The organism is Myxacorys chilensis (assembly GCF_059505265.1).
This window is the reverse complement of the sequence record NZ_JCACKG010000124.1, coordinates 96,502-118,718: the sequence shown is the minus strand read 5'-3', so window position 1 is coordinate 118,718 and position 22,217 is coordinate 96,502. Positions and strand designations below refer to the sequence as shown.

Here is a 22,217-nt window from a genome sequence, read left to right as displayed (position 1 = left end):
TGAGCAAATATTCTATGAAAAACCTCGTTAAGTCGGTCTTACCAAAGTCAACTACACGTATTTTGTCAGAAGCAAAAAAAATTGCGTTAGATGGATACGCTTCTCCTTCGTATTCGCAAGAAGGAGAAGACCGAATCTTAGAGCGCTTTTTAGGCTACAGAGAGCATGGATTTTATGTAGATGTCGGTGCTCATCATCCTCAGCGTTTCTCAAATACTTACCTATTTTATAAACGAGGTTGGTCAGGCATCAATATTGATGCAACGCCAGGAAGTATGCGCCTGTTTGAGCGGCTCAGACCGAGGGACATCAATTTAGAAATGGGCATCTCTAAAGATAAGCTTGATCTTGAATTTAGAATTTTTAACGAACCAGCCTTAAACACCTTTAACGCTGATATTTCTGAACGCCGCCATGATAAGAACGAATATCACGTCATTGAAGCACAAAAAATTTCAACTCATCGCCTTGAAGATGTTTTGACTCAATACGTTGCATTAAATCAAACGATTGACTTTTTGACAGTTGATGTAGAGGGGCTAGATCTAGAAGTCATACAGTCGAGCAACTGGCAACGGTTTAGACCGAAATATGTATTAGTTGAGTGCTTGGAACCAACAGTTGATGGAGTGCTTAACACTGATATCTGTAAATTTTTAGGTGCTCAGCAGTACAGCTTAGTTGCAAAGACATTTAATACTGGCATTTTCAAAAATTCAGATTCACCATAGCTCAAATGCGGTTCTTAGACACAGACTAATATGAATACTCCCATTGTTTTTATCATCTTCAAGCGACCAGATACCACCAAACGAGTCTTTGAAGCGATTCGACAAGCAAAACCATCCACTCTGTTTGTCATTGCTGATGGTCCTCGTGGCGATCGTGAAGGTGAGGTGGAAAAATGCGCGGCGGCTCGTGCGATTGTTGAACAAGTAGACTGGCACTGTGAAGTCATCAAAAACTACTCTGAAGTCAATTTAGGATGTGCAAGACGAGTTGCGAGTGGACTGAATTGGGTATTTGAGCAAGTGGAAGAAGCTATTATTCTTGAGGATGATTGTGTTCCGCATTCAACCTTCTTTCGTTTTTGCGAGGAGTTACTAGAACGATATCGATTTGATAAGCGAGTCAATAGCATTTCTGCGCAAAACTTCGCCACGGGAAACTTGAATTCACAATATAGTTACCACTTCTCCCGCTATCCTCTCTGTTGGGGATGGGCAACGTGGAAAAGAGCATGGCAACATTTTGATTATGAGATGCAGCTTTGGCAAGAAGTCAAAGATAAAAACATCCTTCGTGATATTTTGCTGGATTCCAAAGCAATCGAGACTTGGAATAAGCTTTTTCAGTCTACCTACAATCTCCAAATTGATACTTGGGATACTAGATGGGTTCTCGCTTGCTGGCTGCAAAATAGCTTAAGCATTCATCCTGCCCTCAACTTAGTAACCAACATCGGATTTAATGCAGACGCAACACACACAGTAGAAAAAAGGCAGTTTAGCAGCTTTGCTTCAGAAGAAATGGAATTTCCATTATTGCATCCTCCTTATGTTGTAAGAGCAGTAGCTGCCGATAACTATACTCAAGCTAAAGTCTACAACATGAGTTATTTGCAGCGTGCAGGATGGAAAACAAAGAAAATTTTCAAATTCTATTTAGACGCTCTAAAACTGAAAATTTAGAACAACATAGACACGAAAAGGTTTATTCTTTTCGCGCAAACCCTTTAAAGAAGTTCAGAAATCCGCCCCTAATCTAGAGTTATAAATTTACTAAGCGCTGAAAATTAGTGAAAGCTACGTTTATTATTAAGGCGTTGTTGCGGGGACCCCTGCTTAATCTTCGGCATTGGCTGCGGCACTTTCAAGTAATGGCTCACAATCCAAAAGCACTGATCTCATTTCCGGTTGTCTTTCAATACGACAAAGTAACTGCAATTGAGCTAGGTAAGAATGTTGTAATTGGTCTATTCTCTGAAATTTCTGTTTATGCAAAATCCCCTTTCAGTAATGCTTCGGGTCAATTTATTGCTGAAGATCGATCTGCTATTGGCTCGCACGCAAATATCCGCGCCGCAGGAGGAAGATCCATATTAGAAAAAATACTTTGATTGGTCAACATGTATCTTTGATCGCTTCAAATCACAAAGTCCTGCCTGAACAGCTTTACAGCGATTTGTCTTGAGACGACTCTGAAATGGGTATCTTTATCGAGGAAAATGTCTGATTAGGCGCAAACGTGACGGTTCTTCCTGGTTGTTCAATCAAACGGTCAATCGTTTGTTAGAGCAGAAAGCCTAGTTGCTAAACCGATTCTAGCCGCTGAAATTTGTGTAGAAGCTCCCTCTCGTAAATTGAGAAAAATTAATTGCTCCGAGGAAGCTGGAACTGAGGCTGTTGTCCTGAATTAAGGTAATAAACCTAGCCACTTCTGAGGATGAGGAGCATTAATTGTGAAAGTTTTGCTTGTGAATACTTTTGATATCTGCGGGGGAGCAGCGCGGGCTGCTTACCGATTGCATCAGGGATTACACAGTGTAGGTGTTAGCTCTCAAATGTTGGTTCAGTTCAAGCAAAGCAACTCAAACAGCGTTTTTGGAGGAAATGCAGCCTCTGCATCAGCTCAAATTAGGCATGGGTCACGAACCCTTTTAAATCAAGTGCCCGTGAAGTTATATCCTAATCGTAGGAGTAATTTATTTTCACCTCAATGGCTCCAAGATGGAGTTGTTTCAAATGTTAATGCTCTAAATCCAGATATAGTTAACTTGCATTGGACATCTGGTGGATATCTTCAAATTGAGTCAATTGCCAAATTCAAACAGCCCGTCATCTTGACACTACATGATATGTGGGCTTTCACAGGAGGATGTCACTATAATGAAGATTGCGATCGCTACACTAAATCCTGTGGTAGTTGTCCTCAGTTAGGTAGTACCAAGGATTTTGATCTATCTCGGCGAGTATGGCAACGTAAAGCAAAAGCTTGGAAAAACGTTAATTTTACGATTGTTGCTTTGAGCAATTGGATGGCTAAAAGCATTAGAAATAGTTCTCTCTTACAAAATGCTCAGGTTGAAATTATTCCTAATGGATTAGACGCTATAAAGTACCGTCCTTTTGCTCCTAAAACTGCACGGGACATTTTAGGATTACCCTACGGAAAAAAGCTTCTTTTGACCGGATCACTAAATAAAACAAGTGAAAAAAGAAAGGGTTCTCATTTATTGCTAGCAGCATTAGAAGAGCTTCATAAAACCGAATTACGAGATGAAATAGAACTAATAATTTTTGGGAGTTCAAACTCCGATAAAGCACTTAATTTAGGCTTTAAAGCTCATTATTTAGGTATCTTAAACGACGATTGTTCATTAGCATTAGCGTATTCTGCGGCTGATGTTTTCGTTGCACCTTCACTGCAAGATAACTTGCCTAATACAGTAATGGAATCCCTTGCTTGTGGAACTCCCTGTATTGCTTTCGACATTGGTGGCATGCCAGATATGATTGAACATCGGCAAAATGGCTACTTGGCTAGACCTTATCAAACTGAGGATTTAGCGCAGGGAATTGCTTGGGTGTTAGGAAATCAAGAGCGACATCAAAGCTTATCCGGTCGGGCACGTGAAAAGGTAGAACAGGAATTTAGCCAAGAGATACAGGCTCGGCGGTATCAATCGCTTTTTTACTCTGTTCTGAATCAGTCAGCTAGTATCAAAAGGTTGTAAGACTATCTAATTATGAAGACGAAGGCATTTTATATTCCGATATTAATGCTTCTGAATGACGTAATGATATCTATTCCAAAGCCAGGAATGCTGATATTACAGCCTGAATTAACCTTTGAAAGCATTCGAATCTTAGGATTTTCTTTTGCAGGAGCAATCAGGCTGTTTGGAATGCCTCTCTTAATACTGGTTATTCTAGATTCAATTGAGATGCGACGGCTTAGGAAAAGTGTCATTCCCCTTTTGGTGCCGATCGTAGGACTTTTAGGTATTTTAGTATTTCAGTTTCTTGCAATTCCACGGGATGCTGTACCAACTCATTCTACAGGTGTCATTCGATATATATCTTGGGCGTTAGGATTCATCGCATTACTCTCAACACTCAATGTGAAGAATAGCGTTAAAGTACATCATATTTGTGCTGCAACTCTCACAACTTTATTTTTTCTATTAATTGTTCAATATCCCGGTGTCATTGCTAATTCAGGCTATAGCCTAACAACAATAATGCAGGCGTACGGAAGCGACACTCTCAAACTGGATGGCATTTTTGCTGCTGCAAATGAAGATGCAAATGGAGCAATGACGCTTTTGCCATTTTTTTTGGCATATACTGAGCAACAATCGGGAATAAAAAAGTCATTGCTTAGAATTTTTGCTTTAACAATTACTCCACTAATGATTCTTTTTAACGGAACGCGAACTGCACTTTTTATTATTTACCCCCTTGTTCTATTTCTCTTTTACTCCAATTTGTCAATCAAAACCCTACTAAAATACCTACCCGTGTTAATTACGCTAGGTATAATTATTCGATCCGTTGGAGCAACCATCGCTCAAACTGCTTTTAGTAGCGAGGCACAAGGAGAAGGAACTTTTGGGTGGCGGGTTGAAAAAGTTTGGGCTCCAGCCTTTGCATACGGTTCAGAAATATCCCCCTTCTTTGGGTTTGGAGTACGAGGTTGGGAATACGTTTGTAACCATGCTGGTGTCTTAAATGCCTCTGGAGAATGTGAATCTCCTCACAATATATATCTTTGGCTATTTATATCCTGGGGGTTAGTGGGTCTAGTGGTTCATTTACTTTTCCTACTGCTCCTCTTACTTTACTCTTTTAGATTGGCTAAGTTTCCAAATCGAGAAATTGCAATTTATGCGAAGGCTTCCTTCTGCTCGCTTATTGCTTATCTTTTTTGGGCGTCTATTTCAAATGCAAATATTGATGTTGCTTGGTTAATCTTAATTCTGATTGCTTCCTCGGTTGCCGCTTTATCCATTGTAAGTCATGCCCAGAAACTTCAAAAGTCTCTTTCACAATTGTGATTCTAAATATTTAAGTAAAGTGAGATGTTATGACTTTGCCCAAGATTAGCATTGTTACACCCTCTTATAATCAAGGAAATTATCTTGAGAGAACAATTCTCAGCATATTAAATCAAAGCTATCCCAACTTAGAGTACATCATCATCGATGGTGGTTCCACAGACAATAGTATTGATATTATTCGGCGTCATGAAAAGCAACTAGCATATTGGATTAGTGAACCAGATTGTGGTCAATCTGATGCCCTAATTAAAGGGTTTAAAGATGCAACAGGCGACATTTTTTGTTGGTTATGTTCTGATGATCTTTTAATGCCAGGAACTTTACATTCGGTGGCTAATTTCTTTCATCATATGACTGATGCTCAGTTTGTTTATGGAGATACTTTTTGGATTGATGATCATGATGCCATCATCCAACGCCGTAAGGAGACCGGTTTTAGCCGTTTCATTTGTCTGTATGAACATAACTTTATTCCTCAACCTTCAGCATTTTGGAAGCGTGGTCTGTACGAAGAAGTTGGTGGACTAAACCCTAACTTAAATATGACTATGGACTTCGACCTATGGATTCGCTTTTCGGAAATTACAAAGGTACATCATGTTCGTCAATATTGGTCTTGTATGCGATTATATCCAGAGCAAAAAACACAGAGGCTAAAAGAAACTGCTATTACCGAAGGATGCTTAATTAGGCAAAGATATTATGGTAATGAGCCTTCCTGGTCCGAAAATGTAAAGCGTTTGCTAGCAAAAGGACTGCGTTGGAGTTGGAAATTTGCAACAGGCTGCTACTGGACTTAAATTTAGTTGACCTATTACGGGCATGGGAATTACATGAAAATACTACAAGTTCATAATGAATATCAGCATCTCAGCGGGGAAGGTGTTGTAGTTGCTTCTGAGAAGAAAATGCTTGAAAAATATGGACATGAAGTAGTTCAATGGATTCCTGAGAGTTCGTCCATTCAAAAACTGAGTGCTTTATCAAAAGCAAAGGTTGCTCTTGATTCTCTTTGGTCATTACCTTCCTATCAATACGCGAAAGGAATGTTGCGTGAACATAAACCAGATATTGTTCATGTTCACAATACAATTCCACTGGTTTCTCCATCTGTTTATGCTGCCTGTCATGAAGCTAGTGTTCCAGTTATTCATTCATTGCACAACTTTAAACTTGTTTGCCCTGGTGCATATCTTTATAGAGATGGTCAAGTTTGCGAAGATTGCCTTGGAAAAACGGTTCCTTATCCTGCTATGGCTAATAGTTGCTATCGGAATAACCGCATACAAACAACGGTAGCCTCTGCTGGTCTTACTTTAAATCACCTACGAGGTACATACCAGAATGAAGTTGACATCTATATCGCTTTGACTCGATTTGCGCGCCAGAAGTTTATTCAAGGAGGATTGCCTGCCCATAAAATTGCTGTGAAACCCAATTTTGTAAGTGAAGATATTCAATCTGGTACTCATGCAGGCAAGTATGCTCTATTCGTCGGCAAGTTGTTGCAGTACAAAGGAATTGAAACTGTTTTAAGGGCTTGGGATATGCTCGACGGAGAAATTCCTCTAAAGATAGTAGGGCAGGGACCGCTAGAAATCCTATTGAGAGGTAGTTTGCCTAGTAACGTCGAGTACTTAGGATCGTTGCCACGCAATAAGGTCTTGCAACTGATGCAGGAAGCAACTCTTGTTGTCTTTGCCTCAGAGTGGTATGAAGGCTTCCCTATGACAATTACCGAAGCATTTGCAACTGGATGTCCTGTAGTAGCTGCTCGAATGGGTGCTGCTTCTGAAATCGTTAAAGATGGATCATCTGGATGGTACTTTGAGCCAGGTGATTCTCATGATCTGGTCAAAGTTATGAAAGAGGCTTGGTCTAACCCTCAAGAGCTTCTTCGTCGAGGAGGTTTGGCCCGTAGACAATACGATGAATGCTATTCCATAGAAAAAAATCATCAAATCACAATGAGTATTTATCAGTCTGCAATTCGCTGGCTCAAAGAGAAGAAAGTCGCAGATATATTCTAAATTCGTTGGTAAGTAGCTAAGTGGAATTAAACTTAAAACGCTCTAGCGAGTACTTACCCTTTTTGCTTCGGATTTCCATTCCTCTAATCACTGCCATTGCTAAATCATATTCATCCTCAAACATCTGCCCTGCAATTTCATGAGTTTCGAGTTGGTGCCATTGATCTTCAATCCGATTCATCTGGGCACTGTAAAGCGGTAGAAAGAACAGAAATAAGCCTTGTTGTTGCCACCGTTGCCACTGCTGCTGCACAATCTCTCGGTTGTAAATCGAGCCGTTGTCCTGCACCACCACGGCTAAGCGTCCCGTTTGTTCCAGTGTAAGACCTGCTTTTTGGGCAATTGAGTTCATGACTGTGATGTAGCTTTTCCCATCGAACCCACCTTGAGCGAGAGTATACTCAAACTGTTGCTCCGGTTGCCACAGTCCCAAAATACTAATGCGATGTCCACGAGTCGGCACTTGTTCCAAGCATTTCTGCTGCTTGATGCGACTGTAGCTGTAACTGACAGGACTGAATAAGCAGAAGCCTGCCTCATCCAAGTACTTCAGGTCAATGTGTCCCTCTTGGGCAGCTAACTCTAAAATATCAAGGTCAGCTTGTTTGAGTCGCTGTTGTTCTAGGTTTTGCTGGGTCTGTTGCGAGTGGCGAGTCCGTTTCCACCGGAACCCTTTTTTGCAGAATTGGGTGAATCCCATATGCGCTGAGTTTGACGTGTCGCTCCTGCTTTAGTTTCGCTGCCAGTTGGACGCTGTTGTAGGTGAGTTGTTCTTGGTCGAGGCAGTGTTCAAGATAAGCAAGGTCTTCCTGCTTCTACCTCGGTTTGGTACCTCGTCCAGGTGCATCCCACAGTCCACCTAACCCTCCTTGCTCCCACCATCGCAGCGTCACTCGCACTGTTTGTTCTTGACACTCAAAAATATCAGCAATGGCGGGCACATTCTATCCTTGAGCGTTCAATCGAACCGTGTGAGCACAATCTTTCTTTAATGCGTTGAGGCACCGTCACAGCAGCTCGTAATTCCCTAAGAGTGCGGTCTGATTCTTCGCTCAGGACAACTCGTAATGAGGCTGGCATTAGCGGCTACTCATCTAAAGATCTACGAACCTCTTCATCCTACATTTTATTTCGCCTTCCTATTTAGTAAAAATGAGAGTAAAAATTGCTGGAATGGAAATTGATTCCTACTCTTTCGATGATGCAGTCCAAACAATCCTTAAGCATGTTGTGACCGATAAAAAGCCTCAATATGTGGTCACTCCAAATGCACAACATGTTGTCCTTTTGCAGAATGATCTTGTCTTTAGACAAGTTTATAAAGAGGCTTTTCTCGTAGTTCCAGATGGTGTTCCTCTCTTATGGGCGGCAAAGCTTCTTAATACGCCTTTGCAGGGTCGTATTAACGGAACCGACCTATTTGAGCATCTGTGTGCTGTTACTGCAACTCATCAGTTGAAGGTGTTTTTTCTGGGAGGCCGCGTTGGCGCAGCGGCAAAAGCAGCAGCAGCACTCAAGCTTCGCTATCCCGATCTAGATGCTACAACCTACTGCCCACCTTACGGGTTTGAATCTGATTTTGTAGAGTCGCAGCGAATTGATGAAATGATCAAAGCAGCAGCACCAGATATTCTTTTTCTAGGTTTAGGAACGCCGAAACAGGAGCTATGGATCAGTCAAAATTACCAACGGCTAAATGTACCTATTTCAATTGGTGTAGGAGGCAGTTTTGATTTGATGTCAGGAATGGTACAACGAGCACCTAAGATAATGCAAAAAATAGGTTTGGAATGGTTCTTTAGGCTTCTAATTGAGCCACGCCGTTTGTGGAAACGCTATATCTTTGGCAATACCGCTTTTATCTACTTAATAATTAAGCAACGTTTAGGGTTTGAAAAATCTTTTAGTTAGTTTGAGACCACGCAAGCAGACTTTAATCATAATGATGTAAGTCACACGTCAGATTTATGCCTTTAAACGGTCAGACTCGCTAGCCGCAACTTTGCGCAACAAAAGTCTGGATCTGTCTAAATCTTTTCTAGCCACGTTGTCAACTCCTATTAAAATTTTAGATGTCGGTGGTACAGATGAGTTTTAGGAAATAGCGGGATTGCTAGATACGAAAACCAGTGGAGTAGCAACCGCTTTGCTTAACATTATCGTATGGCAAAAGAAGTAGAGCGAGTTGGTAAACGATATTTCACTCAAACACCAAATTTTCACTTCCTGATCGAACCTCTCTTTGTCTTTCCTGCTTCTCACTGGCTACCAATCGAGACTGGTGTTTGACTAGCAACTTACTTTGCGCTTGGATGGTATGGCAAATCTAATAATTTTCAAACAGCTCGTGCAGAAGTAAAGTTTATTCAACTCTTGCGTAAGAACAAGTTATTCAGTCTTTACTCTAGAAGCAGTTTTTACTCTAAAAGCAAAACTTGAGAAAAAATTGCTTCTAGAGTAAAAAATTGCGGTGTACTTTGGATGGAACTCCCCAGAATAATCTTTGAGAACTTCAATAACTTCTTGAACAGATTGCATAGGTATGATCCCTTCTCTAGAGCGCATCCAAAAACTTGAATTCTCCACATACACGTTGCATCTTATCTCTAGCAATCATATGGAAGAAAGCTTGCTCGACTAATGCCCTGCGTAATCTAAAAGAACAATTGCTTTAAGTAGTCATCAACATTTCTAAAACACTACCTTTATCCTCTCAAACCTGTAAAGCTTAGCATGAGAAGTCAAATGAAAATTGCCTACATTATTTTGGCACACAGGTATCCCGAACAGCTAACTCGTCTAGTTCTTAGACTCAATTCTGAAAATGTGTCATTTTTTATCCACATAGATAAGAGGACTGATAGTAGGATCTACCATCAAGCAACGACTCAACTCTGTCATCTTAACAACGTCCATTTTATACACAGAAATAAATGCTATTGGGGTGGTTTCGGTCTTGTGCAAGCTCCAATAGAGGGAATAAATGAGATTTTCAAAAGAAATATATCCTTTGATTGGCTAATTTTACTAACTGGGCAAGATTATCCTCTAAAATCAAACAATCAAATTGCGAAAGTATTAGAGGAAAATGAAGGAAAAATATTCATGACTTATGAAGATTATCGAATTCCACCCGATAAGAGTTGGCAAACTAGCGGTACTGATAGAATTCACTATTGGCATTTTATTCTAACTACTCATTTTCGTCTTGTTCTACCACCTCAGTTGACTGCTAGTACTTATTTAAGAAGCAAAATACTCAAAATAAAATGGCTACGTTTAGTTTCGTCTTTATATACATCTTTATTGTTCTGGGTTCCTATTGAAGAGCGAGTTTTTTTAAAGGATTTCAACGTTTTCCTTGGCTCAGCATCTTGGTGTTTACCTAGAAATTGTGTGGAGTATATTCAAAATTTTATTCAAACCAACCCTGCCTATGTCAATTACTTCAAATACGTGGAAATTCCAGACGAACTTTTCTTTCAAACTATTGTCTTGAATTCTCCTTTCAAAGATAAAGTAGTTAATGATAATCTTTTCTACATCGATTGGCAGAACCCTAATCCTAAAGGTCCTAGAGTTTTTGTCAAGGATGATTTTAATAGGCTTGCCAACACCTCTGACTTGTTTGGAAGAAAGTTCGATTCAACGAGAGACGCAGAAATCTTGGACATGATCGACGAAAAGATTCTTGAAAAGGTCTAGCTATGGTTTAGCTATGTTTAAGAAGTGTCATTGATTCATTGCGGCATATATCGCTATGGAATTATTAGTCTACTGAAGTGCAGTAACCACAGCCAGTGAATCATCTCCGAATACGAAAGACCTCTGCAAACTACGTTAGCCCTTTACTGTTTGTGGGCTAACTAGCATAGTTGCTCATAATTGCTGTGATCGCGCTGCCAAGCCCTATAGGGGTTTACAAAGCAAAGTTCAAAGGGTCGGGCTAAGGGAAAATCAATGGTTTACATGGAACAGAAGGCACTTCAGATGGAGCAGAGAACGCACACAGCTCAAGATGGCACGACTGTTGTCATTCTTCAGCCATCGGGTCGCTTAGACATTACAACAGCATGGCAATTTCGCCTCAAGCTACAAGATTGTATTGCCAAAGAGAGTAATCACATTGTCGTGAACTTGGGGCAGGTCAATTTTATTGATAGCTCTGGACTTACTTCTTTAGTTGCAGGAATGCGCGATGCAGATAAATTTAGAGGCAGTTTTCGCATTTGCGATGTGCATCCTGAAGCAAAGCTAGTGTTTGAAGTAACGATGATGGATTCGGTATTTGAAGTTTTTGAGACGGAAGAAGAAGCCTTAGAAGGCTTATCGAGAAGTCTAGCAAGTTAGGTTTATTGAGAAGAAGCAGTATTTTGGGCAGACGAGAGATTCTTCACGGCGTTATAGAATCTCTCGTCTGCCGCTTTTGTGGTGGGGGTTCTAAAGTTGGGTTTGCTTAGTACACGTATAAGCTCCCATTAATGCTCCCCAGAGAGCTTTTCCGGTGTCTGGCTCAATGCCTTTGTCATAGCTCAGAAATTGATCTGAACGCGCTTCAAATCCCAGAGAAACTTGAATTGTTTTGCCTTGGTAGGCGAAACAGCATCGGGTATCGGTCGGAGGTGAGCCAATGAAGCAATTGTCGTTGTGCGTTACGTGAAGGACGCATCCAGGCAGAAGTTCAATTTGTTCTTCGGTGAGGCTTTGCAGTAATTCAGGATGTTGTCCTCCTGTTTTAACTGCGGAGGGATCTTTAAAGGCATAGTATTGAACTTTGAGATCAGAGCCATGAGCCTGCAACCGCATCAAACGCTGACGATAAGGATTGTTGAGGTTAATCACATTGGCTTGTTCGGCAAATAGAGTAATACTGTCTTGGCTAAACAGAGAGACAAGACGATGCCATAGGCGGAGGTGGACAAACCAAGCCGGATCAGTGATCGCTTGATCTCGATTCTCAAATTCACCCGCTAAATATTGAGCCAGAAGATTTAACGAAGACATAGGTTTAGACCGTGATTAAGCTAACTTGAAACGGCTTACAATAGGCGCAGTATTGCTGAGCTATGCCGTACCACATTCCACCACCGCCGATCGATCATCCTGAGTATCTCAAGCATCGGGACTGGATGCAACGCGCCCTAGAACTAGCAGAACGGGCAGGAGAACAAGGAGATGTACCAGTCGGCGCGATCGTAGTGGATGCCCAAGGAAAGTTAATTGCCGAGGCGCAAAATCGTCGAGAGCGCGATCGCGACCCCACGGCTCACGCTGAAATTTTAGCGCTCAGAGCTGCCGGACAAGTTCTTCAAAGCTGGCATCTGAACGACTGTACACTTTACGTCACGTTGGAACCGTGCCCAATGTGCGCTGGTGCGATTGTTCTATCACGGCTGGGGTGCTTGGTCTACGGAACCGACGACCTAAAAGCGGGAGCCATTCGGACAGTACTAAATCTGCCGGATTGCCCCGCGTCAAATCATCGCGTTCCGGTGCTGAGCGGAATTTTAGAATCGGCTTGTCGCGAACAGCTTCAAACGTGGTTTGCTCGTCGCCGCTCATCGTCTCGCTAGGCAGTCTCGCACGAGTTGCGCGGTTCGCTCAGCGCTGTCAACCACAGCAAGCGAGGCGGCGCGATCTGCCATTTGCTCTAAACGATTGGCTTTGCCAAGCTTCGTAGAGGTTCGCTGCGCGAAGTCCGTTGGATTGCGCTCTTTCAGAAGCGTCAAAACGGAGTTCTGAAGCATTTCTGGTGTTAATTCCGATTGACGAAACAAAATTGCTGCTCCTGCGTTCGCAAAAACAGTGGCATTGTAGGTCTGGTGATCTTCTGCGGCGAACGGAAACGGAATTAGAATCGAAGGAGTGTGCGTCACGGCTAGCTCAGTTAGCGTTCCTGCTCCTGCTCGACTGATCGCTAGGTTTGCCCGATGAAACAGCGCTGCCATGTTGTTATAGAACGGCAGGGCTAGATACTGTGGATGGTGTAGCGTGTCTAGTTCTGGGTCATTGTCACCTGTGATATGGACTACCCACGCTCCCGCCTCAAACCAAGCTGGAGCAGACTGGCGCACAAGCTTGTTGAGTGCAACGGCTCCCTGACTGCCGCCAACTACTACAATGAGCGGAACCTGATCTGGAATTGATAGATCAAGTGAAGCAGATTCGAGGGCTGAGCGAAACTGCGATCGCACAGGCGTTCCAACGCAAATCGTCTTTGCGTTCTTCAAATACTTTGCTGCCGCTTCAAAACCGAGGGCAACAGCCGTACACCACGGGGCAAATAGGCGAGTTACCTTTCCTGGAAGTGCGTTGGACTCGTGCAGAATGACAGGCAACCCCAGCGATCGCGCGGCAAATAGGGCAGGTCCAGAAATATAGCCTCCGGTTGTAAACACGCCGCTAAACTGACCGTCTTGCAGTAGCTTTCTCACCTTGAACACTGATCCCAGCAATCCGAATAGAACTTTCAGCGTTTCCAGTCCCAGCTTTTGCTGAAACCCTGTGACTTTAACCGTATGCAACGGGTAGCGATCGCCGACCAGCTTTGTCTCTAAGCGATCCGGCACGCCGAGCCATTCAATTTGGTAATCGGAAAGCTGCTCAGCAGTTGCGATCGCAGGAAATAAATGCCCCCCCGTGCCACTTGCGGCGATTAACAAACGAGGCGGAGGGGTAGGACGCATAGGGAATGGCTCAACAGTTGAAGGTTGCACAGCTAAAACAAAAATCGAGCGTCAAAAATGATAGAGCAATCATACACTCTCCTTAGGTCTTCCACGGATGCTAAGATCTCCAAATAGAACGGCTTTCTATCGGCTCAACGTTCTTACCCCTCTCAAATACCGTTAATCCGGCCATAGCATGACTGTGGTAATTTCATAGTGGCTGTGTCATCGCTTCTGCTCAAAAAATCCGGTTCCTCCGCGCCATTCAGTGTATAGTTGACTGGAAGTCTACCTGTTTCAGACAGTTGCCCTATGCGCCACTTGACTTTGCCAGCTGCCCCCATTCGCTTAATGCTCGTTGCAAAGTCAGGATTAAAGTCCTGGAAAGCTCTGTTTTTCCTGACACTTGGAGTTGCGATCGCCCTGAACCAGTTGTCCCCCAGTCGAGCGACTGCCGCAACTCCACAAACCGCTCCCGCTCCTCTCAAACAAGTGCTGACCCAAATTGATGCCGCCGCCACTAACAAGAATTTACAAGGCGTTCTTCAGTTTTATAGCCCTGCCTTTACCCACTCTGACGGTCTGACTCGTCAAACCCTAGAGCAATCCTTGACGGCATTGTGGAAGCAGTATCCTCAACTGACCTATCGAACAGAATTAAAATCTTGGCAACCGATCGGATCCGGTGTTCAAGCAGAAACGGTGACTTATATTACCGGAAGCCAAATGGTGAACGGTCAGCAAATGAAGCTGAATGCGGCAATCGAAGCGCGTCATAAGATTGAGAATAATCAGATTGTCAGACAGGATGTGTTGGCAGAGAATAACCAGATTACATCAGGCGAGAATCCACCCTCAGTCAAAATCAATCTGCCGAATCAAGTCAAGCCCGGACAAGAATTTAATTTTGACGCGATCGTGCAGGAGCCGCTAGAAAATGATTTGCTCTTGGGATCTGTGCTTGAGGAACCTGTGACGGCAAACAGCTATGTCAAACCTTCAACCGCTGACCTAGAGCTACTGTCTTCTGGAGGCGTCTTTAAAGTAGGTCGTGCGCCAAACACACCGAGTTCTCAATGGATTTCGGCAGTTCTTGTGCGTTATGGTGGGATGACGATGGTGACTCAACGCCTGCGAGTTGTCGGTGCAAAGTAGCCAGAGGGCAAAGAGCTTTTTGCAAGTAGCTTAGGGTTCTGTGTTTAGAGAGGGTGATCGCCTTTTTGAAGGGCGATCACCCTTTTTGGGCTAAGCGCTAATCGTTGCCTTGTATATTGAATCCCGCGCGCTTACCATAGCGTTAACTAATTTATCCATCTCCTCGCGCGTGTGCAGTGCGTTGACGGTCATTCGGATTCTAGGTTTTGCAATAAACCAGATGGGAGATACCCAGAGTCCATACGACGTCAGCAGTTCTTGGGCAAATTCTTTCGGATTAAGTTCGGTTGGCAAAATCACGGGAACGACGTTAGTTTCGCCAATGGCCTCAAACCCTTGAGCCACGAGACGAGATCGCAGGTACTTTGTGTTCTCCTGCAAGCGGGCCACGAGTTCAGGATGCTCTTGCACCATCCGAATACTTTGCAGGGCAGCCGCCGCTAGAGGAGGAGCCAGAGAACAGGTGCCAATCGACGTAGGAGAGCAGTTTAATAGCGGTTTCAATTCTGCCACTGGAGAACTGATGGCGGCTCCCACAGACGCGCCAAATTTAGAAAAAGTCGTCATGATTAGGGGCACTACGCCTTTGTTGATCGCATCTTGAGGCGTCAACCCGTAATGCTCATAGATGCCCCGCCCTGATGCCCCAATTGCCCCACTGGCGTGGGCTTCATCCATCAGCAGAACGCTGTCAGGATAGTGAGACATCACATCGATCATCTCCGGTAGGGGCGCAAGATCGCCGTCCATCGAGAAGACCGCATCAGAGACGACCATAATTCGGTCTCCCTCTTTAACGTAGCGCTTCAGCTTTCGCGCCAAATCTTCGACATCGCAGTGACGGTAGGCTTTCACCCGGACTCGAGGGCTGTGACCAAACAGCTTACCCGATCGCGTTCCCGCATTGGCCAGCGCCGACACAATACAGCCGTGATTGAGCACATCGGTCATGATCAGCGTTTCGCGGGTATGTTCAAATCCTGGAACCGGAATCGCAAGGTGACAAAACGCATCCATTAGTGCTTGCATCGCCATCCACGCATTGAGAAAAAGCTGAGTGTGGGGCAAATGCTTGAACCGCGATACTTCTTCTTCCAATTGACGATGTAGGTCAACTCGACCGCTTAGCACCGAGGTTGAACTAGTTGAAGTGCCGTATTGCAAGATGGCGTCGATCGCCGCTTGCTTGACCGATTCGTTTTGTGTTAGCCCTAGCACATCATTGGTGCAAAAGGTGAGAACGGTGTGCCGTTTTCCCGTTTCTGCGTCTTCGATCTCGACAATATTTCCTTGACGGGCATGGCAAATATATTCATCAGGCTCTAGCCCGCTATCATACCAACGCCGCACGTACTCCTTAACAACTTGCACAGTTTGTTCCTCTCACCTGTTTGACGATCGCAATTCCGTAGGAAGCTGCGCTTTACGCATCTGAGTCACCAGTATATTTGGCTAATACAGAATTTCGCCATGTTGCATAAAGACGCTGATTCATAGTGGATAGGGATAAATGGTTTGGGATGAATAACAGCTTATCAGGGGGATGGCAGATGGGGGATAGCGATAGGCAATTTTAAAGTGCAAAAGCGACAGGCTGACCAAACTCAGTCTTGCCTATCGCTGATCGTAAACTTTAATCGGCCATTTGTTTAGAGTTCAGCAACGGCTCGTTCTATGAGACGCCGCGCTAGAGTTTGCGTTCCCGTATGGGTATAGTATTTCACGGAAACGTCAAGGAATGCCCCTACGTAGTCCAGTTTGTCAGCAGAAACCTGGATAACTTGGCTGAGATGACTGAGAACGCTCTGCTGAGTGAGGTTACGAGAGCTAACAAAGTCACCCATCCAGCCTTTTACAGAGTCGAAGCTTTGGGTAATAAAGCCCAACTGCCCGGCAGGATTGCCGCCCGGAATTAGATCACTGACGCCTTTAAAGGTCTGATTTTTTTGGAGTTCGTCTGGTGAGGTCTGAGTGATGCTCGCCATGCCTTTTTCGATGAAGCCGCCGCCGAGTGGAATCAGCCCGTCATAGCAGACGAGGGCTGCCATTCGCATCAGCGATTCGCCGCCGTAGTCGCCTAGTGCAGCTAGAAAGTCACCGATGCTGTCTCCAGGAATGCCATTAATTTGGCAAAAGGCGACCAGTTCGACCACGAGTTTAACGGCGAGGTCAAGACTTTGCGCTTTTTCTGGCTTGGGGGTGAGATTGCCCAAAAAGCCTAAAAACGAGATGTCTTGCCCAATTTTGTTTGCCAATGCCGCCGCACCGAGCGCTCCTGCCGCCGAGTCAACGGTGTTGTAGAGCCACATCGCCCGCTGATAGCCTTGAGAACTGTCGTTGTAGAGGTAAACGGCGCGTTCCCCGATCGCTTGAATCATCGCGTCGTCGGTTTCACCTGTGACAGCACTAATCGTGTTTGTAAAGCCCGTCAAGTTTTGCCATTGTCCCGGCACGACGAAATCGAGGGCGTTGAGGGCTTTGACCGTCATCCCGTCTGTGGGAAGTTCGTCCACCAATTCGTAAATAGTTTTGCTCATGAAAAGCTCCTGTGAATGGTTTCACGACAGATCGTGAGGAAAGTGATCCGTTGACGGATCAATCAGACTTCTTGAAATCCGGTTTAGATTTTCAGTTTGGATAATCCTTTGAGGTCAAATTTAGAAATCCATTGCTCACGCTCGGCTTGACTGAAGTTAGGATCGCGCCCGAGGACTTTTACTTGATATTTGCCAACCAACACACTCGTTTGAGTTTTGCCCATCGTGATGGCTGGGTAGCCTGCGATCGTTTGGGAGCTGTTTTCATACTTAGCGGCGGCAGCAGGCAGGCTGCTGGTGTCAGAAATCGATAGTTTTGCTACCTCTTTACCATCTTTTTTAAGAGCCGCTTCACTAAAGCCTTTCTTCTCTTGGGTGTAAACTCGCTCGTAGCCTGCCCCTGGTTTCGGGAAGTACTTATTGAATTGACTGCCTTGAGTGGCATCTTTAGCAACGGCAGTGACACCACGCTTGGTGCTGTCTTGCTGAGCCTGAGCAAAGCGATCGGGGGCTTTTGCCTGCTGACAGCCTGTAATCAGGAGAACAACGGTCAATAAAAGCCCAAGGAGACTGCGCTGCCAGTGTTTAAACGTCGGTACTGAGTTTCTCATAGCATTTACTTGGAGAGAACGGTTGATTGAATATAGACGACTATTTGGTGTATACCAAACTTTCCTACCATAGCTACTGGCTAAGGAATGATTTTCACAGAAATATCTTCTGTACTGCGCTTCGCGCAACTTCAAATGAACCGCGTCTCACAGGAAATACAGTTTGCCAAAAAATTCTTAGTCTCTGGTTCAGTCTACTGTCGATTTGCTTCCTGAAGCGGCTTTACGTTCTCGCTTTGCTGTCGAAGGTATTGTTCATACTGACGTACAATTAAGCGCTGTACCGCTACGATCGCAGGATTCACTTCTACATACCGTCGTTCAGGGTTTTTAAGATAGTGTTTCTGTTCGCTCTCAATCATCTCAATATCTTGATTTAGAAACCTCATGAATAATAGATGAAGAATTGCAGGCTGCAACAGAGGACGTAATGGATTGAGCAACCATTTTGGAACGCGAACTTTTAGAAAAAACAATGCAAAGGAGTGGCTTTTTGTTTTACCAATGGGTAACCGCATTAAATATAGCGATGAAACCCCTTCGAGGGCGCTGGCGTAGTTGGGATAACGATAACTAATAGAAATAGTTTTAGTCGTTACGCCACCATCTTCGCTCAAGCCCAAAAACTTGGTAATCGCTCCTTTATAAGAGACGTTGTAGGCAGCCGTGACAGAATTCTCGGTTTCTTGAAGCTTTAGCAAGACCGGATCAAACCAGCCTTGGAGGTTTTGATGCAAATAGCCGTGAAACACGTCCATTGTGTTTTCGTTGCAGATGGAGAAATGCGCCTCGAACCTAGCCGTGATTGGAACCATGAGCCAATCGGGATTATCGTATTCAGGCATTTCAGGAATAGATTCACGTTCTGCTAAGGCTGGATCGCCTGGAAAGATCCACAGAATGCCGTATTTCTCTTGCACCGGATAGCTTCTCATCCGAGCGCAAGGTAGCTTTTGGTCTGAATTCCAGTAGGGAATGCTGATGCACTCGCCGTTACCGTTGAACTCCCAGCCGTGGTAGCCACATGCGATCGCGTCTCCCTGCACTTTGCCTTTATCCATCGCGACGCCTTTGTGCGGGCAGACATTCTCAACGGCTTGCACTTGGTTTTTGCTATCTCGAAAGAGCGCGATCGGTTGCTCCCAGATCGTGATCGGCAAAATTTCTTGGGGCTTGAGGTCTTTTGCCCAAGCTACGGCGTACCAGTAGTTTGGGTTGATTCCCACTTCTCGCACGGCATTGCGGACAGTCTGACCGATTAGCGTCGTCGCTAGTTCCATGTTCTTCTCCTTGGCTTGGTCTGAATCATAGCAAAGAGCGCTGGGGATAGGGAGAGAACGAGAAGCATTTTTTGATTCAGGCTGGCGCTATTTGATTCGGGATAGGCGTTATTTGATTCAGGTTTTCGGTATTTGATTGAAGGTAGACGCTATTTGATTCGAGGTAGGCGTTATTTAATCTCAGATAAGCGTTATTCAATTTAGCATAAGCGCTATTCGATTCAAGGTAAGCGTTTCTCGATTCAAGCTTCCGTTATTCGATTTAGCATAAGCGTTATTCGATTCGAGGTAAGCGTTTCTCGATTCGGGCTTCCGTTATTCGATTCGGACAAGCATTACTTGATTTCGGAATTATCTCTCTTAATTTCAGGTCTGCGTTCCGTTGCAATGCTAATTTTATTGAGCGATCGTTCGATTAATTAGACCGATTAACGTATCAGCAAATTGGTTGTAAAAGAAATAATCTTGAGCGCCGATCGTTGTAACGGGTGTACCGCCAAACTGCCGCTTAAATTGGGAAAACTTTGCGTAGCTATGATTGGGATTTTGAGTGTATCCGTAAAAATCGTAGAGTTGACATCCTTTGGCTTTTGCACGCTTGATCGCGTCCCAATGCAGAGCATAATTCGCCATGACATGACCATGGGCATCACTACGTCCACCGTATAAATAAGTCGCGCGATCGCACCAGTACACAATCAGAACAGCAGATAATATTTCTCCATTCCACATGGCAAAACCAAGTTCTGCCATGTTCTCAGCAAACAGGGTTTGACAAAGATTGATAAAAAAGCGATACGGCTCACCAAAGAATGTCTGTCGCTGCACGGTTTCCCAAAACAGCTCGTAAAACATGCTGATTTTTTGTAGATCCGTGGTGAACTGTGTCGTGACGCCATGCCGTTGACTCAACCGGATGTTGTAGCGTCCTTTCGGTTTCATCTGAGCGAAGATTTCGGTTTCCGTTGGATGTAAATCAATGATCAAGGTTTCACTAGGCAGCAAATCGACCGGAGCGCGAACAAATTGATTCAACGCAGATGGTTTTTCCGCCCAAAGCGGTTCAACTCGGAGCGCAATTGTCCTTACTTCTTGAGCAATTCTTTCCGCCTGCCGAACGAGGAGTTCTATTGCTTGAGATGTATAGCCTGGTCTAATTAATGGTGCGCCTGGAGCAATGAGTAAGTTTGCAGAATGAGAGCGAGGATAAACATAAAAGATACAGCCGCCAACTAATGCTTGATCAAAAACTCCATATTTAAAGGTTCGATAGCCTTCTAGCTCTTTAAAGGTTGCCCATGCCCAAGACTGCATAAAGCAACTGCCGACTAAAGACTGATTAAGCTTTTTCCAGGCAAAGCGATCGCTCAAGTGTAATTCTCGAATCGAAAGCGAAGTTGAGTTCTCTACAGGTTTTTGCTTATTCATCCTTCTTCCTATAGAGCCTGAATAGCCATGTTGCGCCGACAAGTAGGGTTGCGAATCCAATTAGTCCATCAGTAGGACTACCGCAGTCAATAGCATTTCCACTACTGTCATAATCACAGTCACTGCCTGACGCTGCATATCCTTTTGCAAACGCTGCATCAGGTACAGCTAAATTTGCCATGAGCAATGAAACAGAAATGAGAACAATAATTTCTGCTGTTTGTTCGGAAACTTGAAGTAAGGGCTGTCCTGTCCGAAGTTTTTCGACTGTTTGCTTCAGGTCGTGCGCTATTTTTGGAGGCAATTCTTGAATGCGCTCTAAAACCGCGCCCAGTAGCTGTTTTGCATCTACTTCTTCTAACAAAGACTTCAAATAGGTCAACCACTCCGTCGTCATTTTTGGCGTTTGTTCAGCATGTTGTACCGGAAGCAGTTCTTCGGCTGTGAAGCGAGTTTGCTTAAGTTGTTCTAACCACAGCTTAGCGATCGCATCTAACTCCAACAAATCTTGCGTGCCAATTTGTCCTGTTCCTGCTTCGGAAATATCTAAAAAATTAATATTGGAATCGATATTAAATTGATCAAGATCCGTCTTCGCATTGAGCAGATAATAAAACAGTTGTGGACACGCTAAAGTATGGATGTTTACCTCATGGCGGAGCTGCGCGATCGCATCGCTAAACTCAAATGCACTCAACCAATCTGATCTTAGCTCGCGCAATCCATTGGGTAATGTGAGCGTTTCTAGCTGCGATCGCATAATTTCTACATCAGATGCAATGAAGAAACCCCATTCACCGTATTCAAGTTTCTGAAACGAGGGAATCGCAACGTGCATCGGTTTTGCTTGAAATCCGCTTGAGAGCAGCGTTTGATAGAGACACCAAAATGCGATCGCTGTTTGCTCAGGTGATACAGCATTTGTGCTGATTACTCCACTAGAGTGAAGCACGCGACGAACTTGCTCAAACCATTCGCGGCTATAAATCTTAGCTTCTTCGGGGCGAGTCGGAAACGTAAAATCACAAATCACCACATGAAAGCATGCATCCGGCAACGCCGATACAAACTCAAATGCTTCTTGCGTATAAACAGCAACTCGGCTTGAACCTAATTCGGCTTGTTGCTCGTTTAACAAACTGCCTTGGTTATAGTCTACAAACGTAGTTCGACCCAGTTCTAACACTGCCGGATCGTAATCTACTAATGCAACGTCACTCACTTCTGAAAAGCGCAAAACATCTCTTGCCGTCAGTCCGTCACCACCGCCGCAGATCAATACTCGCAATGCCGTGTTTGGGAATCGCTGAATCGCTAGTATGATCGCAGGAATGGCTAAATATTCGTGATAAATGGCTTCATCTGCTGTATCGAACTGTAAATCGCCATTGATATAAAAAGCGAATCCCTGAGAATGACATTCGATAAACAGTGAATTAGACATAC

General features: G+C 44.2%; 20 protein-coding genes and 1 pseudogene. 12 read left to right on the top strand and 9 right to left on the bottom strand.

Features of this window, described 5'->3' with window-relative positions; genetic code table 11:
• Positions 1-14: 14 nt before the first annotated feature.
• The 7 genes from AC5JLB_RS09360 to AC5JLB_RS09330 all read left to right on the top strand — a co-directional run bounded on the left by AC5JLB_RS09360 (position 15) and on the right by AC5JLB_RS09330 (position 7,092).
• On the top strand, positions 15-731 hold the full coding sequence (locus AC5JLB_RS09360; RefSeq protein ID WP_495873560.1) for an FkbM family methyltransferase: 717 nt from the start codon (positions 15-17) through the stop codon (positions 729-731).
• 30 nt (positions 732-761) lie between these two features.
• Positions 762-1,691 (top strand): glycosyltransferase family 2 protein, encoded by a 930-nt coding sequence (locus AC5JLB_RS09355; RefSeq protein WP_495873559.1) that lies wholly within the window; start codon positions 762-764, stop codon positions 1,689-1,691.
• A gap of 188 nt (positions 1,692-1,879) precedes the next feature.
• Positions 1,880-2,119, top strand: a complete 240-nt coding sequence (locus AC5JLB_RS09350; RefSeq protein ID WP_495873558.1) for a hypothetical protein — start codon at positions 1,880-1,882, stop codon at positions 2,117-2,119.
• Positions 2,120-2,461: 342 nt separating this feature from the next.
• A complete protein-coding gene (locus AC5JLB_RS09345) occupies positions 2,462-3,736 on the top strand; it encodes a glycosyltransferase family 4 protein (RefSeq protein WP_495873557.1) in 1,275 nt (424 codons plus the stop codon).
• A gap of 45 nt (positions 3,737-3,781) precedes the next feature.
• Positions 3,782-5,059, top strand: coding sequence for an O-antigen ligase family protein (locus AC5JLB_RS09340; RefSeq protein ID WP_495873556.1), 1,278 nt, complete (start codon positions 3,782-3,784; stop codon positions 5,057-5,059).
• Between the two features lie 29 nt (positions 5,060-5,088).
• Entirely contained in the window at positions 5,089-5,862 is a 774-nt protein-coding gene (locus AC5JLB_RS09335; RefSeq protein WP_495873555.1) for a glycosyltransferase family 2 protein, read from the top strand.
• A gap of 33 nt (positions 5,863-5,895) precedes the next feature.
• Positions 5,896-7,092 carry a glycosyltransferase family 4 protein gene (locus AC5JLB_RS09330; protein WP_495873554.1) on the top strand — a complete coding sequence of 399 codons (1,197 nt, stop codon included), beginning with the start codon at positions 5,896-5,898 and terminating at the stop codon, positions 7,090-7,092.
• Between the two features lie 16 nt (positions 7,093-7,108).
• On the opposite strand, the pseudogene AC5JLB_RS09325 reads toward AC5JLB_RS09330, so the two are convergent.
• A pseudogene (locus AC5JLB_RS09325) lies at positions 7,109-8,172 on the bottom strand (IS630 family transposase).
• Between the two features lie 72 nt (positions 8,173-8,244).
• On the opposite strand from AC5JLB_RS09325, the gene AC5JLB_RS09320 reads away from it, so the two are divergent.
• The 3 genes from AC5JLB_RS09320 (at position 8,245) to AC5JLB_RS09310 (ending at position 11,442) form a co-directional block, all read left to right on the top strand.
• Positions 8,245-9,003 (top strand): WecB/TagA/CpsF family glycosyltransferase, encoded by a 759-nt coding sequence (locus tag AC5JLB_RS09320; protein WP_495873553.1) that lies wholly within the window; start codon positions 8,245-8,247, stop codon positions 9,001-9,003.
• An 834-nt stretch (positions 9,004-9,837) separates the two neighbouring features.
• The gene (locus AC5JLB_RS09315) at positions 9,838-10,797 is read left to right on the top strand and encodes a beta-1,6-N-acetylglucosaminyltransferase (RefSeq protein ID WP_495873552.1); all 960 of its coding nucleotides are present in this window, start codon (positions 9,838-9,840) and stop codon (positions 10,795-10,797) included.
• 255 nt (positions 10,798-11,052) lie between these two features.
• Entirely contained in the window at positions 11,053-11,442 is a 390-nt protein-coding gene (locus tag AC5JLB_RS09310; RefSeq protein WP_495873551.1) for an STAS domain-containing protein, read from the top strand.
• A gap of 90 nt (positions 11,443-11,532) precedes the next feature.
• Here AC5JLB_RS09310 and AC5JLB_RS09305 read toward each other — a convergent pair whose 3' ends face one another.
• Positions 11,533-12,096 (bottom strand): chromophore lyase CpcT/CpeT, encoded by a 564-nt coding sequence (locus AC5JLB_RS09305; protein WP_495873550.1) that lies wholly within the window; start codon positions 12,094-12,096, stop codon positions 11,533-11,535.
• 62 nt (positions 12,097-12,158) lie between these two features.
• On the opposite strand from AC5JLB_RS09305, the gene tadA reads away from it, so the two are divergent.
• Positions 12,159-12,665 (top strand): tRNA adenosine(34) deaminase TadA, encoded by a 507-nt coding sequence (gene tadA, locus AC5JLB_RS09300; RefSeq protein ID WP_495873549.1) that lies wholly within the window; start codon positions 12,159-12,161, stop codon positions 12,663-12,665.
• On the opposite strand, the gene murG is transcribed toward tadA, so the two are convergent.
• Positions 12,651-13,778: an undecaprenyldiphospho-muramoylpentapeptide beta-N-acetylglucosaminyltransferase gene (murG, locus tag AC5JLB_RS09295; RefSeq protein ID WP_495873548.1), complete on the bottom strand. Its 1,128-nt coding sequence runs from the start codon at positions 13,776-13,778 to the stop codon at positions 12,651-12,653. The two genes, tadA and murG, sit on opposite strands and share 15 nt — an antisense overlap.
• A 294-nt stretch (positions 13,779-14,072) precedes the next feature.
• Between murG and AC5JLB_RS09290 the strand changes: the two genes are divergently transcribed.
• Positions 14,073-14,915 carry a DUF8623 domain-containing protein gene (locus AC5JLB_RS09290; protein ID WP_495873547.1) on the top strand — a complete coding sequence of 281 codons (843 nt, stop codon included), beginning with the start codon at positions 14,073-14,075 and terminating at the stop codon, positions 14,913-14,915.
• 90 nt (positions 14,916-15,005) lie between these two features.
• On the opposite strand, the gene AC5JLB_RS09285 is transcribed toward AC5JLB_RS09290, so the two are convergent.
• From AC5JLB_RS09285 to AC5JLB_RS09260, 6 genes are all read right to left on the bottom strand, one after another.
• Positions 15,006-16,286, bottom strand: a complete 1,281-nt coding sequence (locus AC5JLB_RS09285) for an aminotransferase class I/II-fold pyridoxal phosphate-dependent enzyme (protein ID WP_495873546.1) — start codon at positions 16,284-16,286, stop codon at positions 15,006-15,008.
• 278 nt (positions 16,287-16,564) lie between these two features.
• Positions 16,565-17,452: a hypothetical protein gene (locus tag AC5JLB_RS09280; RefSeq protein ID WP_495693908.1), complete on the bottom strand. Its 888-nt coding sequence runs from the start codon at positions 17,450-17,452 to the stop codon at positions 16,565-16,567.
• An 83-nt stretch (positions 17,453-17,535) separates the two neighbouring features.
• Positions 17,536-18,063 (bottom strand): hypothetical protein, encoded by a 528-nt coding sequence (locus AC5JLB_RS09275; RefSeq protein ID WP_495873545.1) that lies wholly within the window; start codon positions 18,061-18,063, stop codon positions 17,536-17,538.
• A gap of 194 nt (positions 18,064-18,257) precedes the next feature.
• Entirely contained in the window at positions 18,258-19,343 is a 1,086-nt protein-coding gene (locus AC5JLB_RS09270; protein WP_495873544.1) for an aromatic ring-hydroxylating dioxygenase subunit alpha, read from the bottom strand.
• A 396-nt stretch (positions 19,344-19,739) separates the two neighbouring features.
• On the bottom strand, positions 19,740-20,771 hold the full coding sequence (locus AC5JLB_RS09265) for a lipid II:glycine glycyltransferase FemX (protein WP_495873543.1): 1,032 nt from the start codon (positions 20,769-20,771) through the stop codon (positions 19,740-19,742).
• On the bottom strand, positions 20,764-22,215 hold the full coding sequence (locus AC5JLB_RS09260) for a spermine/spermidine synthase domain-containing protein (RefSeq protein WP_495873542.1): 1,452 nt from the start codon (positions 22,213-22,215) through the stop codon (positions 20,764-20,766). The genes AC5JLB_RS09265 and AC5JLB_RS09260 overlap by 8 nt, the downstream gene beginning before the upstream one ends.
• Positions 22,216-22,217 lie beyond the last annotated feature (2 nt).